Genomic DNA, 17,476 nt, shown 5'->3' with positions numbered 1-17,476 from the left:
AATGACAACTTAGATAATAGATTCCCTTATTCATTTTTATCATTTATTTAAAACCTTCCAAAAACAATACTAGCAAAGAGAACAAATGCTTTAAATTTTCTCGCAAATATTTAAGCGATAAACTCATTTGTGTCTCCACTGTTTTGATGGAAATATTTAGTTTTTCTGCAATTTCTGCATACCTCAATCCATTCTCTCTGCTCAACTTAAAAATTTCTCTTCTCTTTTCAGGTAATGCTTGTATCCGCTCTTGAATTATTTCGTTCAACTCCTTTGCTTCTATATAATCAGTTTCTGTCGCCGCACTATCTGTATATAATACATGAGCTCTGTGTTTAGATTTTACCTTATCATGTTTCAACTCATTCAAACAACTATTCTTAATTGATTGAAAAAGAAACCCATCTACAGAGCTTTCAATATGGATTTCACTCCTTTTTTCCCATAGTTTGATAAAAACTGCTTGAACAATATCTTCTGATTGACTATAGTCGTTAAGATAACTGTTAGCAAAATTGCACATTGCTGAATAACGGTCACGAAACAAACTTTCAAACGCCTTCTTATCTCCTTGCTGGATTTTGCCGAATTGATTGGAGGAAGTCATGGAATATAATCAGTAGTTGGTCGATTCTTTTAGACGATTTTATCTAAGTCAAGCGGATACAAATTAAAGTAAATATTTGTAGTTCTAAAAAACTAATTCCCGATTGAACTAGATATGTTTATCTTTCAACAATTATGTTCTCAATTGGTAAATAGTTGAAAAAGCCCTATCTTAGTTCAAATTAACTCTATGAATTACCGCTTATTGACACTTTGGATTGGACTTCTGCTGTTTAGCTGTCAGTCAAAACAAAAACCTTCTAAATCTATTATCACCACTGACATTCCTCACTTTTGGGAAGCCTTTGATTCCATTCAATCAACGACTGATACCACTCTACAACATTACTATCTTGACAATCTTTATTTTAAAAGAGGTACTCCGGGACTGACTAACATTAGAGTGGCAAGAAACTATACATCAACAGATTATCTAACCGCAATCCGTAATTATCCTCAATTTTGGGAATCAATCAGGGAAAATACACTCAAGGCGTCCCATTTAGGTGCTGATTTAGAAGTAGGAATAGAAGCACTTCGGCGGATTTATCCTAAACTAAGACCTGCAAAAATATACTTTACGATTGGTGCATTAAGAACTGGAGGCACCACCATGGATAGCTTGGTTTTGATTGGAAGTGAACTAGCAATGACAGATCAAAATACAGTTTCCACCGAATTTTCGGAGGACGAGCAGCAATACAGACGAGCCTACTTTGATACTAATCCCATTAATCAATTGGTGCTTTTAAATACACATGAGTATGTGCATACACAGCAGCAACCTATGGTGCATAACCTCCTTTCTTTAGTTATTTATGAAGGAGTAGCCGAATTTGTTTCTTCGTTAGCAATGAATCGTCCTTCTGCAGCTCCTTCTATAGCTTATGGTAAAAAGTACCCCGAAAGCGTTAGGAAAAAATTTGAACAAGAAATGTTTTATGCCAATAATCGTCCTAAATGGTTGTGGAGCAATGCTGAAAATGATTTTGGATTGAGAGATATGGGTTATTACATCGGTTATCAAATGTGTGAGAACTATTACAATCAAGCGCCAAATAAACCTTTAGCAATACAAAAAATGATTGAACTCGATTTTGCAAATGAATCGGAAATAGAAGCATTTGTAACTGCCAGTCATTTTTTCTCAGCCCCATTGTCCATTTTGTATGAAAATTTTGAGAAAAGTCGTCCATTTATTATTGAAATCGAAGAATTTGAGAATAACAGTCAAACCGTGAATCCCCAAATTAAACAGATCACATTTCGCTTTTCACAACCACTAAATGGCTATAATACAGGCATAGATTTCGGTGAATTGGGCGAATCTTTCTTCCCTCCCATTAGACCGAATGAAAGAGTTTGGGGAACAGATAATAAAAGTTGGTCGATAGCGGTCGACCTAGCTCCTAACACTCGCTATCAGTTTTTGATTTCCAATAACTTCAGAACCAATTCAGGTATTCCATTAAAGCCATTATTGGTAGATTTTAAAACATCAGAAAATCCTGTAAAATGAAGTTCTAATCTTATTAAATCATTCAATTGATTTAACTTGGGTCAGTAAGAAAACCAAAAAGATCAGAATACCTTTGAATTCTTGAAATTCTCTAGAAAAGACTTTATTCGCGAATCAAGTATATTTACAAATGTATTCCACCGGTTGTGAGCGCATACAAATTACAATACTAAATATCATTAAATTGACCAAACATCGGCTAGCAATTAACTCTATGATTCGAAAAATTCTACTTTCTATAGCCTCTTTATTTTTAGCCTGGCAATCCATTAATCTAATCCGTCAAATTGAATTCTTTAGTACTGACAACTTATTCCTCACGTTTTTGTTAGCCTGGGTAATTACTCTTTTTGTAACTGGTGTATTTGCATTCCTAGTATTCGCTTACCCTATTGAAAATTCGTTATCTAATTCATATTATTCAATTAGACAACCTTTGCTATTAAAAAAATGGTGTAATTGGCTTAAAATAGACTATTTCAGACAAGCCTTATTAATGACTTTATGGAAATCAAAAAAGCAGCAAAGCAAATATTTTAATGGAAGAACTGATGGTTTGCAACAATTAAATCAGCAAACCAAGAAATCAGAATGGGGGCATCTATTTCCCTTTATCATTATATCTTTCATCATTATATACTTAATAGGTTTACAACTCTTTAGACTATCACTTTTTGTATTAATTCTGAATATAGTCGGCAACCTATATCCGATTTTATTACAACGGCATCACCGAATGAGAATTCAACAATTGGATTCAAGATATAATCAATAAGGGCCCAATACTCTAATATTGAGCCCTCACTAACACAGTCAACGGTGATTAATCGTTCAATACAATTTTCTTCACGAAGACCTTATCATTGGTCGTTAACTTGATAGATTAAAAACCACTCTCAAAAATGACCAGCCAATTGGCTCTTTAAACAACACTTACAAATAATTAAAGAAGATATTCCAACCTTTTATTCACCTTAACATCCATATATGTTGAAAAGATAAAACCCTAGTATATCGTTGTATTCTACAACTAGTCATTTCCACTTATCCTTTAAAAGTACCTTTTGAAGAATTTGCAGAATTTTCAGCATTAACTTTTCATTAAATTGCAACCACAAAAACTATCGTTTATGAAAAAAATATTTATCCCAATAGCATTAGCGACATCAATGTTATGGAGTACCGCTCAAGAAAACCTAAGCTATCAAAAGCCTGTTAAAGAGATTCTAGATTTAGTAGATGTTCCTCTAGCTCCATATGTGCTGATGCCAGATGACAAATCTAGTATGTTATTGATTTATAGAGATGTTTTTAAATCGATTGAAGAGTTATCTCAAGAAGAAATGCGATTAGGAGGACTCAGAATCGACCCCAAAACCAACATTAGCAGTAGAGCTAACTATTTTAACAATATCAAAATACAAAGTTTGACTCAAAAAAAAGCGACACCTGTACAAGTAACGGGACTGCCTGAGAACGCCAAACTAACCAACTTTACTTGGTCGCCCGATCAATCTAAGATTGCTATGACCAATACTTCTTCGAATGGTGTGTCGGTTTGGATCGTTGATTTAAAAACAGTCAAAGCTTCAAGAGTGACCACTGAAAATGTAAATGCCAATTTAGGTGACCCTATTCAATGGTACGAAGACAATCAATCCTTATTGGTAAAAATGGTTTCTTCTAAAAAGCAAGCGTTAATCAATACCAAAGAAGCAATACCAACAGGTCCTACAATCTCTGTAAACGATGGAAAAAAAGCCCAAAATCGGACCTACCAAGATTTATTGAGTAATAAAAATGATGAACACAACTTTGAGCAATTGGCACTATCCGAAGTTTATCAATATCAATTAAATGGAGAACGTAAACTAATATTAAACAGTGACCTTTATGATGACCTCAAGTTTTCTCCTGACGGAGAATATCTTTTAGTTTCAACGATTAACAAACCCTTTTCATACATCGTAACATACAGACGTTTTCCTTCCACCACTTCAGTCTATTCCAAAACTGGTCAATTTATAGAAACCATAGTTGAAAAACCTCTATTGGAGGAATTGCCGCAAGGTTTTATGGCCACTCAAGAAGGTCGAAGAGATGTGCAATGGAGAGATGATCTTCCGGCTTCCATTATTTTCGCAATGGCTTTAGATAAAGGAGACCCAGAGGTGGAAGTTGAATATAGAGATGAAGTATTTCAATTGAACGCCCCTTTCAATGGCACACCCAAGAGCCTAATAAAAACCATCAATCGTTTCTCTGGAATTCGATGGGGTAACGAGTCAATTGCTATAGCCTATGATTATTGGTGGAATACACGAAATACGAAAGTCTACTTATTTAATCCTTCTTTAATTACCCAACCAACCGTATTGTTCGACAGAAATTACCAAGACAAATACAGCGACCCAGGAAGCTTTGAAATGAAGAGAAACCAATACGGTAGTAATGTACTGGCATTGCGAGGGTCCCTTGCATACCTCAAAGGGGATGGATTTACTGAAAAAGGTCAATTCCCATTTTTAGACCAGTATGACTTAAACACTTTGAAAAGCACAAGACTTTATCAATCTAAATATACAGACAAGATTGAGGACATTCGAGGGTATGATATCGAAAAGAACGAGCTAGAAGTCAAAATCGAATCGGCGACAGAATATCCCAACTATTATTTTAGAAACTTAAAGAATAATCAACTTCGACAAGTCACTGCTTTCGAGAATCCTTTTAAAAGCATCCAAGGAGTGCACAAGGAAGTGATTAACTATAAACGCGAAGATGGATTGGAACTTTCTGGAACTTTATACTTACCTGTGGGATACGACCGAAATAAAAAGGAAAAAATGCCAATGATTATGTGGGCTTATCCAACAGAATACAAAGACAAAGCAAGCGCGGGACAAAATACTTCAAATCCCAATGAATTTACCTATCCGTATTATGGCTCACCCATATATTGGGTCAATCGGGGTTATGTTGTCCTAGACGACGCTTCTTTTCCTATCGTAGGTGAAGGTGATACAGAGCCCAATGATTCCTTTAGAAAACAGTTGGTAGATAATGCTAAAGCTGCCATTGATGCGGTGGATCAACTAGGCTATATCGACCGAAATCGGGTAGCCGTAGGTGGTCATAGTTATGGAGCCTTTATGGTAGCGAATCTATTGTCGCATTCAGATTTATTCGCTGCAGGGATTGCCAGAAGTGGCGCATACAACAGAACACTCACTCCTTTTGGATTTCAGAGTGAAGAAAGAAATTATTGGGAAGCTCCAGATGTATACAACACCATGTCTCCTTTTATGCATGCAGACAAAATGAAAACTCCCCTCCTTTTAGTTCACGGTGAGGCCGACAACAACTCCGGGACATATCCAATGCAAAGTGAGCGATATTTTAATGCTTTAAAAGGCTTAGGTGCAACTGTGCGCCTAGTAATCTTACCAAAAGAAAGTCATGGATATCGCGCTAAAGAAAGTGTCTTACACCTGCTTTGGGAACAAGATCAATGGTTAGAAACACACGTAAAAAACAAGCCAACGACTTTAAAAGAATAAAATAGTCTACTGAAGCAACTATTTTAGTTCATAATTGTCTTAAGACAGAAAACCTTTATTTAATATAATTTGCTTTTTTAATGCTTTTAACCATAAATTTCCCTGATTAAAAATTTTAACTATTATACTCAAGAATGAAAAATATTACGCTAATTGCGAGCTTATTAATGACCTCTTTATGTTCAATTGCCCAACAGACCGTTGGAATATTCCAAAATGATTCGACTTCTTTAAATGGCTACACCTTATTTGCCCCTCTATATTCTAATGAAACTTTCCTCGTTGATAATTGCGGAGAATTAGTGAATAAATGGTCTGCTAGTCCATATACACCTGGACCTGCAGTCTATTTGTTGGAAGATGGATCACTATTAAAAACAGGAAAAATTACTACCGGTTCTATTATTACTGGAGGTTCGGGTGGACAATTGGAAATATACAATTGGAATGATAGCTTAACTTGGTCGTATACATTTGATTCACCTACAGAAAGACAACACCATGATGTAACCCCATTACCCAATGGCAATATTTTAGTTTTATCATGGGATGTAAAATCCAGAAATGATGCAGTTGCGGCAGGACTAGATATTACACATTATGATGGAGAACTATGGTCAGAAAAAGTCACAGAAATTAAGCCTATAGGGTCTGACTCTATTGCTGTTATTTGGGAATGGTACCTTTGGGACCATATTGTTCAAGACATCGACAACACCAAACCCAATTTTGGTGCAATTCAGCAAAATCCTCAAAAAGTAGATTTGAATTATTTCAATAACAATGGAGTAAGCAAAGATTATTTTCACATCAATGCGTTGGATTACAATCCTGACTTAGATCAAATTATTCTTTGTGTAAGAAATTATGATGAATTCTGGATTATTGATCACAGTACCACTACTGCTCAAGCTGCTACTAGTAGCGGTGGAAAAAGTGGCAAAGGTGGAGATTTGTTATATAGATGGGGAAATCCTGAAGCTTATGGCAGAGGTGATATCAACGACAAAAAACTATTTGGCCCACACAATCCGAATTGGATAAAGAAAGGTTATAGAGATGAAGGTAAAATTATGGTCTTCAACAATGGATTCAACCGAACCAATCAAATATCAACAGTAGAAATAATAGCTCCTACACTCGATACTAGTAATAACTATAAGTTTCTACCAGATAATACCTTTGCTCCTGCTCAACCAGACTGGATATACCAAATGCCTGTTTTTGTTGATTTCGTTTCAGGCGCTTCAAGACTTTCTAATGGAAATACATTTATTACTAGTGGCCCTGATGCTCACTTTTACGAATTGGATAATCAAGATCAAGTGGTGTGGGATTTTGTCAGTCCTGCTGACAGAAATAACACTTATGTTTCTCAAGGAGATTTGCCGATTGCCAACTCTGTCTTTAAAGCCATTAGGTATGCTGAAGACTATTCTGCATTCACCAATAGAACCATTACCTCTCAAGGACCATTGGAGCTAAACCCTTCTCCAACAAATTGCGTCATTTACGGCAAAACCATAGTTGGAATCGATGAAAAATTGGAGTCTGTTTTTGAGGTTCAAGTTATTCAAAACCCAATTGCTGACCAATTAAGAATCGAAAACAAAACCAACGCAATGGTTAACATTCAAGTGATTGACTTATTAGGTAGAGAATTGGTAAATCTAGAAACAGCCGATCAACTAATTACCATTCCTGCATCAAACTGGAAACAACAGATGTATGTTGTTGTGGTTAGACAAAATAACCAAGTTCACCAACAGAAAATAATCAAGCGAAAATAGACGAACGACTGTCATTCTATAAAAAAGCCAACTCAACTTCTGAAAAGAAATGGAGTTGGCTTTTTATTTTCGATGTAATTTATACCATTTATTCCCTACTCTTCATCATCCGACTTTAGAGGTATGATGGATGTAAAAGTGGGTAATCTTGTAGAGATGGTTCCTACTCCCTTTTTATTAATTTTAAATGTAACATCCTCTGTTATAGAAAAAAGAATAACCGTAAAAAAAGGATTTTTAAGGTGATTCTGTATCACTTCCTGTGTTTCGTTAATGGACAACTCCTTTTCAATATCCGCCTTCTCTCTGGAGCGATAGCGGTATTTCAATAAGACTTTGAATTCGGTGTCAGAATAGACGGGCCGGACAAATATATTTTTCAATTCCGGCTTACCTATTGTTTTGGCCATGGTTAGCTTGGCAAAGCGTTTTTCGCTCACACTCTTCTTAACCTCTTCCCAAAATAATTCAAACTCGTTTTCGTAAGACATACTCACCATTTTTTTAATGAAGAAAAACTACAAGGATTCGAAAGTAATATTAATTCTTCAATCCTAAAATGATTCCATCCATACCATCCAATTTGTAAGCTCTACTACTCCATAGTCTAATAGGTTACCAATAGTGTAAGAGTAAATCAATTGAGACGGTTGCCGATTTAAATTTATTCGCTTACCAGCCATTAAAAATAATTAGAACTCAAAATGTATCTTTACAATTTATGCGACATTTAAACTACAACCCATGAATAAAATTTTAATCTCCGTCTTATTTCTATTCATGATTGCTTGTCAATCCAAATCAACAGAAACCTCACAAGAATCTTCAGAACCATCCGTTACCATCCAAGAAGAAACACCAAACTTTGATTGGCTAATTGGTCAATGGGAAAGAGTCAATGAAGAAAAAGGAAAAAACACTTTTGAGAACTGGGAAAAAATTAAGGAAGGGCATTACTACGGTTTTGGGTTCACGATGCGTAATGGAGATACCATTACACAAGAAAAAATGACCATCATTCAGTCAAACGAAGAATGGAAGCTAACAGTTAAAGTCCCGGAAGATACCGCAGCCGTAGACTTTGATTTGTCAAATCTCAACGACAATGAGTTCACCTTTGTAAATAAAGAAATTGATTTCCCGAATACTATCCACTACTGGAAAAATGGAGACCAAATTCAAGCAACAGTGGCCAACTCAGAGTTTCAAATCGATTTTGAGTTTAAGCGTCTAAATTGATTAATTTAGATTCTTATTTTCGACAATAATTTTAATAAAAAATATGAAAATCTTAAACATAAAGAACTGTCTTATTCTATTATTTGTCATATCAGGTATTTCATGTAAAAAGGAGGACGATAAACCAAGTAATAATATTAAGAATACCATTCAAACCAATGTTCAAAGTGGTACATGGAGAATTACTAAGTTTATCGACTCGGATTCAGATGAAACGCATGAATTCAATGGTTATCAATTTACATTCAAAAGTTCAGGAGTTCTTAACGCTAATGATGGAGTAAATAACATTGATGGCGTTTGGAACATAACTTCTAGCAATAGTGATGATGACTCTTCTAAAGATTTAGACTTCAATATATATTTTAATTCATCCAATCAATTTGAAGAAATAAATGACGATTGGGATATTATATCTAATTCTGATGTTAAAATAGAGTTAATTGATATTAGTGGTGGAAATGGAGGAACTGATTATTTGACATTTGAAAAAAATTAAAAATAAAAAACTTTGTCAGACGAACAGAAGGCCATAAAGACCATATATTTTAGCATTATTGCCAATACTGTTTTAGCTGTAACGAAAGGGTTGGCTGGTTTTTTTGGAAATTCTTATGCGCTGATAGCAGACGCGATAGAATCAACTACCGATATCTTTTCTTCAACATTGGTTTTACTAGGATTTCGATATGCAAAAAGACCAGCAGACGATAATCATCCATACGGACATGGAAAAATTGAACCTCTAATTACCTTTGCGGTAGTTGTATTTTTAGTGATTTCAGCCACCATCATAGCTGTAGAAAGTATTCATAATATCCAAACCCCTCATGAATCACCTCAATCATGGACACTCTTCGTTTTAGGTGCCATTATCATTTGGAAAGAAATATCGTATCAAATTGTAATTAAGAAAAGTAAAGATATCAATAGCAGCTCTTTAAAAGCAGACGCTTGGCATCATAGAAGCGACGCCATCACTTCTGTAATGGCATTTATAGGTATTTCTATAGCAATCTATTTAGGACCAGGTTATGAAGCGGCTGACGACTGGGCCGCTTTATTTGCCTCCACGTTTATTCTATACAATAGTTATTTGATTATCCGACCCGCCTTTGGAGAAATTATGGACGAACAATTGTACGACGACTTAATTCTTGAAATTCGTTCCAGATCTGTGGAAGTAATAGGCATTATAGACACCGAAAAGTGTTTCATCCGAAAAGCTGGTATGAAATACCATGTAGATTTACACGCCGTTGTAGATGGTAAAATTACAGTGAAGGAAGGACATCAACTCGCACACGAATTGAAAGACTACTTAAGGCTACAGATTCCTCAATTGGGGCATGTTCTAATACATATCGAACCAGATGTTTGAGAATAACTATAAAGTCAACCCTAATTCCTCTTACTATTCTCTATCTAAGGATGAATTAAAAATGAAATAATATGCGTTTAAACGTAGCGATAGGAATCAGTAACATATAGCAGAATCAACAGATAATCGTTTATCAAAAGATGAAAACCCATTGCAAAAGATCCTGACTTTAAGGACAAAAATTGTTAACTGAATGAATTGTGTAAGAATCTTTAATATTCAAAAACGATATTAACCAGATTTTTGAATAAAAAACAATAAATAGAAAGGAGAAAAAAAAGCTAGAATAAAGAATTAATCCCTATCTAGCTATTAATAGATTTAAATCAAATCTAAATTTGTATTCTCTTGACAACCTTTAGCATGTCCTGTCTTACCATCATTTGTGGTGTACAAAACTGTAAAATACTTTGTCTGACCAAAATCAGGATCTCCAAAGGTTTCGTTGTTTACAGGAATATCATCATTACCTGTATTTACTAATTCTTGACATTTAGCAGTTACATCAAATCCAGTATTTACCGATGCATATGCTGCTTTAATAATTTTAATCGCACTCATAATATTTATTTTTTTATAATTCCTACTCTATTGAAAAGGCTTTTCAGATACCACCTTTGTAATCAGAATGAAATTCGAATTAATCATTCGAATAAATGATTTTGATTACTACACAAATTTTAAACTAAATTTAGGCTACTACTAGAGTATAAATACCGGTTCTAAAAATTTAAGTATTTATACTTAACCATTTACATAATTAGATACCGTTGTTTAAAATAATGAACAATTTGAATTAAATAACTCCATTTAAGTATATAAAATACAGACACTTAATAGCGGATTTTACTATTCTAATGGATTGACAACCCTCTGTCTTTTCATCTCTAAGTCAAACCACTAGTAGCCTTCGTCCCACTCGATTTCTATTGGTTTCATTTTTAGATTATCTTCGAGATCCGAATTCTATATATGTTTACAAAAAGTAAAAACCTAATTTGCCTGCCATTGAAAATATTAACCACAATTGCATTAACATTTGCATTATTTTCGTGCAACAATTCAGATGAGCCAGCTACCGAACTGACATCTATCTCACAGAAGAAGCCAGTCCTGAAAGCCAACAGTTGTATCGTTTGATTCAAGAAAAGGACAGCTTACTGTTTCAAATTGGCTTTAATAAAATAGATACTCATCAAGTTGCTTTATTGACATCAACCGATTTTGAATTTTATCATGATGAGCACGGAATAACAGAGACTAAAAGTGCCTTCATCAAAAGCATCAGTGGAATTGGAGAATTGCCCTTTAAAACATGGCGCACTTTAGTAGAAGGAACTATGGAGGTATTTCCGTTGTATCAAGACAATAGTCAGGTATTGTACGGCGCTATACAAAATGGAATTCATGATTTCTACCAAAAAAAGGAAGGAGAAGCTGCACGGAAAACAAACACAGCAAAATTTACTCATCTGTGGGTGATTGAAAATGGCGATTGGAAACTAAAACGAGTGCTGAGCTACGATCATCAAATACCCCAAGAAAACGGTAAAAAATAGAACGATTTGTACAGTTAACTATTTAACAATGCCATCTATAACTATTATCGGCTTGTATTCTCTAAACATTAATTGAAAATAATAGGTAAACTCTATGGGTTCTCCATTTTTTAGTGCAGGCGTTTCCCATTTATTTTCATTAATAGCTACTATATAAAATCCCATATCAATTTCACTTACATAACCTTCAAGTATTACAAGATCTTTTATTTTCGCATTAACGTCAAAATCGATTCTTATTATTACACTTCCTTCAACATACTCCTCGTCTTCAGGAACCTCTAACCTATACCCCCTTACAGGTTTTGCAGCCAAAAACATGTATTTTAAAAAATCTATTTCAGAATTGAAAACCGGTAGAGTGATTTCCTCATCATCATAAATTGATTTCAAATTTTTCAATTGTTCTACAGCATATTTATCTCGTTCTGACAACTTTACTTTGTATTTTGCAGTACCAATTAAGTCATTACTACTCACCTTTCTTTCAATAAGCTCAAAGATGCTATCATTCTGAGTTTTTATCCTTTTTAATTCACCTATAATATCAACGCTTCGCCAATAGTTTAGAGAGTCATCAGATTTATAGGAATGGCTAGATATTAATTCAAGTGGTTTTAAAGAATAATGAAAAACACTGTTTAAAGGTCCTGTTTTATTTATAGTCATATATCTAGCTTTACTTTTTGTAGTAGGCTTAGAAAATTTTTTATCTCTGAAGAAAGTCGTATCCGATATTTGTCCAAATAAATTGTAACTAACGAGAATCAGAATGAAACTAATAAAAAATTTGTAGTTCATATGTTTAGGAAAAAAATTAAGGCAATAAATCTACTTTAAAAAATGTAGAACTAGTGGTCTATGGAAATAAAAAAATTCTGAAGTAATTCATTATGATTTATGAAAGCTACATTTTTTCATACGAGTAATGCACAACTTCATCCCTATCTCGTATTAACCTTCATTCCAAAGTCAATTCTACTTTAATCCGCTAATCCCCATCTACTCCAATTCTATTTTTTGATTATCTTCGAATTTGAAGAATGAATCCAATTCATTTCACATTAAATCGTAGTCAACATAATATATCACATCATCATGAAACCAATTTTTATCACTCTCACTCTACTTTTTTGCATCCATATTTCAGTTAGTGGACAGGATAGAAAAGTAATAGGAACCATCAATGATTTATCCTTAATCACTGAAAATGATAAACTCGGAATTATTGATAATCATAATGCTTATGTCGTAAAGCCTGATAATTATACCAAAATTGAATACGATAAAGAATTTGATCTGTACCGATGTTTTAAGGCTAATGGTTTTGAAATCTGTTTTGATAACGGCCAAAAAGTAGAAAGCGACTATCTATTCACCGATATTTTGGATTTTGATGGAAATGGTACTTACCGCGTGAAGGGAGAAAAAGGGTTCGGATACATTAGTGATCTGACAGTTCTAATCCCTCCTATTTATGACGATATCACCGTAGAAGCGGAGTCCTATTTTGGCTGCTGTATGAATTACATTGTTGAGAAGGATAAGAAAAAAGGATTATACATTGAGGGAAAAGCTGTTCTAGAGTGCGAATACGATGATTTTATAAAAGACAAAACTTATCCCCATTTTATTGTAGTAAAAGACAATATGAAAGGAATGGTGTATCCATTGTTGTCTGATGAAGGTAAAATTGTAGAATTCCTATCACCTACTTATAAAGCCATTGAGCTCCAAAAGATTCAAGACGATGGAAATTGTCTATACCTTGTTTCACAAGAAGATAAAGTTGGATTGTTTGCAGTAAACACTGACAGCTACTCTATCGAAGAAATAAAATCTAGTGCTTACTTTGTGTTACCACCTCAAAACAAGAAAATTCAGTGGAGTCAGATGCAATTGGTAGATGATGTTTTTTCAGTACCATTAAAAAAACAAGGACATCTAATTTTTATAGCTAATCAACCAACAACTTACTACATCTCCGAAAAAGTTATATTTAACACTGATCACTTTCCAGTAGCCATTAAGGGTGCAAAAGGGCAATTTCAGTTCATTGCAGACTTTAACAAGTTGGTGCTCAATGAGGTTCTATACGATGAAATTGTACCATTACCTGAAGATATTTATGCAATTGAAAAAGAAAATAAATGGGGAGCAATGTTTGGAAATACATTAATTATTCCTTTAAAATACAAGACTTTAGAAGAACTAAAAATCGCTTATGAAAACGGTGAGTATTGGTAGGATTTAATCAGAACAGGATAAGCAAGGATGAAACATAAAGACAACCACACAGACGTTTTGATTTTGAAAAAAGGAGAAGGGAGGGAATATCATTGTGGGACAATGAAAGCAATTTTCAAAGCAGACGAAAATGAAACCAATGAAAAATACAGCATTTCGGAATGGTGGCTAGAACCAAATTCAGAAGGACCTGGAGCTCACCAACACAAAGAAAATGATGAGGTATTTTATGTTCTTGAAGGCACAGTATCTATTTTAATTGGGGACAAATGGATAGCTGCAGATAAAGGTTCCTTTATAAGAATTCCGGCTAAAACTAGTCATGATTTTAAAAACAACACTGATCATCGAGCTGGAGTTTTAAATTTTTTCATTCCGGGAGGATTTGAGCGCAATATGCCTTCAATTGTGAAATGGTTTGAAGACCATAAATGAGAAAACCGAACACATATGTAACACCGCTCCGAAGGGTTTGCAATCCTTCTCCAATCCCCAATCACTCTTTAACTTTCTAATTTTTAAGCACTCCACCTCTATTAATTCAAACTTTTGGATTATATTAGGCTTTGAATTAAGGAATAGAATAAATTTCAAATGCCAATTGCACAAAAAATCAGCATACAACCCAGATAAACACAACCGAAGATCTATTCGGTTAAAAGGATATGATTACTCCAGTGCAGGACTATATTTTATAACGATATGCTGCCAAAATAGAATTAGCCGATTTGGCCATATTGAAAATGGCACAATGATTTTAAATGAATTTGGAAGGGTGGCCAATGACGAATGGCTGAATACTCCCTACATTAGAAAAAATATACAATTGGGCGAATTTATAATTATGCCCAACCACATGCACGGCATCATCCGAATATTGCATGCAGCCGAATTCAATTTGCCGAATAGTACGGGCGAATTGCATTCGCCCCAAAGCATAGAATTAAATCCGCCTCAAAGCATAGAATTGAATTCGCCCCAAAGCATAGAATTGCATTCGCCCAAAAGCATAGAAATGGATTCACCCCAAAGCAAAGAATTGAATCAATCAGATCATGAGGGCGTTTGCAAAACGCCCCCACAATCCCCACAGCCCCGACAAAGCCGACACACACCACAATCTCCTTCACAAACCATTGGAGCAATTATTCGGGGATACAAATCATCTGTGACCAAGCAATTGAAATCATTGGGACTCAATGATAAATTATGGCAACGAAATTATCACGAACACATTATCAGGAATGATAAAGCGCACGAAAACATTTCGAATTACATCATTAACAACCCTCAAAAATGGGATAATGACAAATTTTATAATAAATAGTGAATCCCGCTCCACCCCGAAGGGTTTACAATCCTTCTCCAATCCACAATCACTCTTTAACTTTCTAATTTTTAAGCACTCCACCTCTATTAATTCAAACTTTTAGGTTATCTAAAATGCATCATATTTCAAATTAGCAAGCTGTTAATACTTAAAGAGTTTGATGGAGAGGACATAGAAATAACATTATTTTAGAAAAGGAATAAAAAAACAATCAAATAAATGTGCTAAAAAAACTAAATCCCCCCCACTTTTCCATCCCATCCGTATAATCGACCGCTCATAAAATAGCTGCACACCGCAACCAAATCTTCCATTAACTTGGTCAGCAGTTATGATAAAGTTGCAAAACATTCACAAGTCTTACCAAATGGGTAAGAACAGTATGCACGTCCTAAAAGGGATCGACATCGAAATTCAAGAAGGTGAAATGGTTTCCATTATGGGATCGTCCGGTTCTGGGAAATCTACGTTGCTCAACATTTTGGGCATGCTCGACAATTACGACGAAGGTTCTTACACCCTAGACGGTACTTTAATCAAAGACTTAAGCGAAACCAAGGCCGCCCAATACAGAAACCGATTTTTAGGGTTTGTATTCCAGTCGTTCAACTTGATTTCATTCAAGAATGCCATGGAAAATGTGGCGCTTCCACTCTATTACAAAAAGGTGAACCGAAAAGAGCGGAATTTATTGGCGCTAGAATATTTAGACAAAGTGGGTTTAAAAGAATGGGCCGAACACCTACCCAATGAGCTCTCTGGAGGTCAAAAACAACGGGTAGCCATTGCTAGAGCGTTAATCTCCAACCCTAAAGTGTTGCTCGCCGATGAGCCTACAGGAGCCTTGGATTCTAAAACTTCCCACGAAGTGATGGATTTATTGCGCAAAATCAACTTAGAAGGAATTACAGTAATTATAGTTACTCACGAAAATGACATCGCCGACAAAACAGATCGATTGATTCGACTGAAAGACGGACGCATCATTGATTAATCCAAGCCGCTAACCACCATGTTCGACAGAGACAAATGGCAAGAAATATTTCACACCATCAGCAAAAACAAGTTGCGTACGTTTTTGACTGGCTTTAGCGTAGCGTGGGGAATTTTCATGTTGATTATTCTGTTGGGAGCCGGCACTGGTTTGTCAAACGGAGTAAAAGTAGAATTTAGAGATGCTGCCACCAATAGCATTTGGGTGTTTGGCGGTCAAACGAGTGAGCCCTATAAAGGCATGAAGCCTGGACGTTTTATTCAGTTCAACAATGCCGACTTCAACACCATCAAAACCGACATTTCAGGAGTAGAAAAAGCGAGCGGTCGTTTTTATGTTCCAGGATCCAATGTGACTTACAAAAAGGAAACAGGCGATTTCGGAATCCGTACCGTTCACCCGGATCATCAATACATTGAGAAAACGAGAACCATTGAAGGTCGATTCATCAACAACATCGATATTGAGCAAAAGCGAAAAGTGGTTTCTATAGGCACCTTGGTTCAAAAAACACTGTTTAAGGGCGAAGATCCAATGGGAAAGTATTTGGAGGTGAACGGTGTTCCTTTTAAAGTGATTGGAATCTTTGAAGACGAAGGTGGAGAGAACGAACAAGAGATTTTGTACTTGCCCATTTCTACCGCCCAAATGGTGTTCAATGGCAGCGACCGGGTGCATCAAATGATGTTTACAGTAGGTGATGCAGGAATTGAGGAAAGCAAACTGATCGAAACAGAAGTGCGGCAAAAAATGGCAGAAGCACATATTTTCAATCCAGAGGATGAGCGGGCCATACGTTTTTGGAATAACGTAGAGGAATTTCTGAAATTCAACAACCTGTTTGACAACATTGCCCTCTTCATTTGGGTGATTGGCATCATGACCATTATCGCCGGAATTGTAGGAATCAGCAACATTATGATGATTGTGGTGAAGGAACGCACCAAAGAAATAGGTATACGTAAAGCTTTAGGTGCAACCCCCTACTCCATTATTAGTCTGATTATTATGGAATCTGTATTAATTACTTCAGTGGCTGGTTATATCGGTTTAGTGTTGGGCGTTGGACTTATTGAATTGGTCGATAGTTTTATTCCACCAGACACCCAGTTTTTCAATAATCCAGAGGTTAATTTTCAAGTGGCTTTAACGGCTACCCTAGTTCTTGTTGTAGCTGGCACTTTAGCAGGATTAGTTCCTGCAACTCGAGCTGCGGCAATTAAACCCATTGTAGCACTTAGAGACGAATAG

The 17,476-nt window shown here is 35.3% G+C and carries 17 protein-coding genes; 13 read left to right on the top strand and 4 right to left on the bottom strand.

The annotated features are described in order from the left end of the window. Positions 1-43 precede the first annotated feature (43 nt). Positions 44-607, bottom strand: coding sequence for an RNA polymerase sigma-70 factor (locus GQN54_RS13525; protein WP_160634090.1), 564 nt, complete (start codon positions 605-607; stop codon positions 44-46). Between the two features lie 189 nt (positions 608-796). Between GQN54_RS13525 and GQN54_RS13520 the strand changes: the two genes are divergently transcribed. The 4 genes from GQN54_RS13520 to GQN54_RS13505 all read left to right on the top strand — a co-directional run bounded on the left by GQN54_RS13520 (position 797) and on the right by GQN54_RS13505 (position 7,475). After that, positions 797-2,125, top strand: a complete 1,329-nt coding sequence (locus GQN54_RS13520) for a gliding motility protein GldB-related protein (RefSeq protein WP_160634089.1) — start codon at positions 797-799, stop codon at positions 2,123-2,125. 214 nt (positions 2,126-2,339) lie between these two features. Next, entirely contained in the window at positions 2,340-2,900 is a 561-nt protein-coding gene (locus GQN54_RS13515) for a glycosyl-4,4'-diaponeurosporenoate acyltransferase CrtO family protein (RefSeq protein ID WP_160634088.1), read from the top strand. Positions 2,901-3,255: 355 nt separating this feature from the next. Continuing rightward, on the top strand, positions 3,256-5,685 hold the full coding sequence (locus tag GQN54_RS13510) for a S9 family peptidase (protein WP_160634087.1): 2,430 nt from the start codon (positions 3,256-3,258) through the stop codon (positions 5,683-5,685). Between the two features lie 134 nt (positions 5,686-5,819). Beyond that, positions 5,820-7,475 (top strand): aryl-sulfate sulfotransferase, encoded by a 1,656-nt coding sequence (locus GQN54_RS13505; RefSeq protein ID WP_160634086.1) that lies wholly within the window; start codon positions 5,820-5,822, stop codon positions 7,473-7,475. A gap of 95 nt (positions 7,476-7,570) precedes the next feature. Here the strand turns inward: GQN54_RS13505 and GQN54_RS13500 are convergent, their stop codons facing one another. Beyond that, positions 7,571-7,966 (bottom strand): hypothetical protein, encoded by a 396-nt coding sequence (locus GQN54_RS13500; RefSeq protein ID WP_160634085.1) that lies wholly within the window; start codon positions 7,964-7,966, stop codon positions 7,571-7,573. Between the two features lie 253 nt (positions 7,967-8,219). On the opposite strand from GQN54_RS13500, the gene GQN54_RS13495 reads away from it, so the two are divergent. From GQN54_RS13495 to GQN54_RS13485, 3 genes are read left to right on the top strand one after another with little or no spacing between them, the layout of a single operon-like run. Further along, a complete protein-coding gene (locus tag GQN54_RS13495; RefSeq protein WP_207554904.1) occupies positions 8,220-8,714 on the top strand; it encodes a DUF6265 family protein in 495 nt (164 codons plus the stop codon). A gap of 43 nt (positions 8,715-8,757) precedes the next feature. Beyond that, complete coding sequence (locus tag GQN54_RS13490; protein ID WP_207554903.1) at positions 8,758-9,213, top strand: hypothetical protein; 456 nt, start codon at positions 8,758-8,760, stop codon at positions 9,211-9,213. A 12-nt stretch (positions 9,214-9,225) separates the two neighbouring features. Next, positions 9,226-10,095: a cation diffusion facilitator family transporter gene (locus tag GQN54_RS13485; RefSeq protein ID WP_160634084.1), complete on the top strand. Its 870-nt coding sequence runs from the start codon at positions 9,226-9,228 to the stop codon at positions 10,093-10,095. Positions 10,096-10,416: 321 nt separating this feature from the next. Here the strand turns inward: GQN54_RS13485 and GQN54_RS13480 are convergent, their stop codons facing one another. After that, positions 10,417-10,656 carry a hypothetical protein gene (locus tag GQN54_RS13480; protein WP_160634083.1) on the bottom strand — a complete coding sequence of 80 codons (240 nt, stop codon included), beginning with the start codon at positions 10,654-10,656 and terminating at the stop codon, positions 10,417-10,419. A gap of 575 nt (positions 10,657-11,231) precedes the next feature. Here GQN54_RS13480 and GQN54_RS13475 point away from each other — a divergent pair. Beyond that, on the top strand, positions 11,232-11,654 hold the full coding sequence (locus tag GQN54_RS13475; RefSeq protein WP_160634082.1) for a DUF4440 domain-containing protein: 423 nt from the start codon (positions 11,232-11,234) through the stop codon (positions 11,652-11,654). Positions 11,655-11,672: 18 nt separating this feature from the next. Here the strand turns inward: GQN54_RS13475 and GQN54_RS13470 are convergent, their stop codons facing one another. Beyond that, on the bottom strand, positions 11,673-12,323 hold the full coding sequence (locus GQN54_RS13470; protein WP_160634081.1) for a hypothetical protein: 651 nt from the start codon (positions 12,321-12,323) through the stop codon (positions 11,673-11,675). A 429-nt stretch (positions 12,324-12,752) separates the two neighbouring features. Between GQN54_RS13470 and GQN54_RS13465 the strand changes: the two genes are divergently transcribed. From GQN54_RS13465 to GQN54_RS13445, 5 genes are all read left to right on the top strand, one after another. Next, on the top strand, positions 12,753-13,901 hold the full coding sequence (locus tag GQN54_RS13465) for a WG repeat-containing protein (protein WP_160634080.1): 1,149 nt from the start codon (positions 12,753-12,755) through the stop codon (positions 13,899-13,901). Positions 13,902-13,928: 27 nt separating this feature from the next. Further along, complete coding sequence (locus GQN54_RS13460; protein WP_160634079.1) at positions 13,929-14,336, top strand: cupin domain-containing protein; 408 nt, start codon at positions 13,929-13,931, stop codon at positions 14,334-14,336. A 166-nt stretch (positions 14,337-14,502) separates the two neighbouring features. After that, positions 14,503-15,228 (top strand): transposase, encoded by a 726-nt coding sequence (locus GQN54_RS13455; RefSeq protein WP_160634078.1) that lies wholly within the window; start codon positions 14,503-14,505, stop codon positions 15,226-15,228. Between the two features lie 334 nt (positions 15,229-15,562). Then, positions 15,563-16,225 (top strand): ABC transporter ATP-binding protein, encoded by a 663-nt coding sequence (locus GQN54_RS13450; RefSeq protein ID WP_160634077.1) that lies wholly within the window; start codon positions 15,563-15,565, stop codon positions 16,223-16,225. A gap of 18 nt (positions 16,226-16,243) precedes the next feature. Beyond that, a complete protein-coding gene (locus GQN54_RS13445; RefSeq protein WP_160634076.1) occupies positions 16,244-17,476 on the top strand; it encodes an ABC transporter permease in 1,233 nt (410 codons plus the stop codon).

It is taken from the genome of Acidiluteibacter ferrifornacis (genome assembly GCF_009909615.1).
In the GTDB taxonomy this organism is placed as follows: domain Bacteria; phylum Bacteroidota; class Bacteroidia; order Flavobacteriales_E; family Vicingaceae; genus Acidiluteibacter; species Acidiluteibacter ferrifornacis.
The sequence above is the reverse complement of the archived record's forward strand: the minus strand, read 5'-3'. Positions and strand labels throughout refer to the sequence as shown.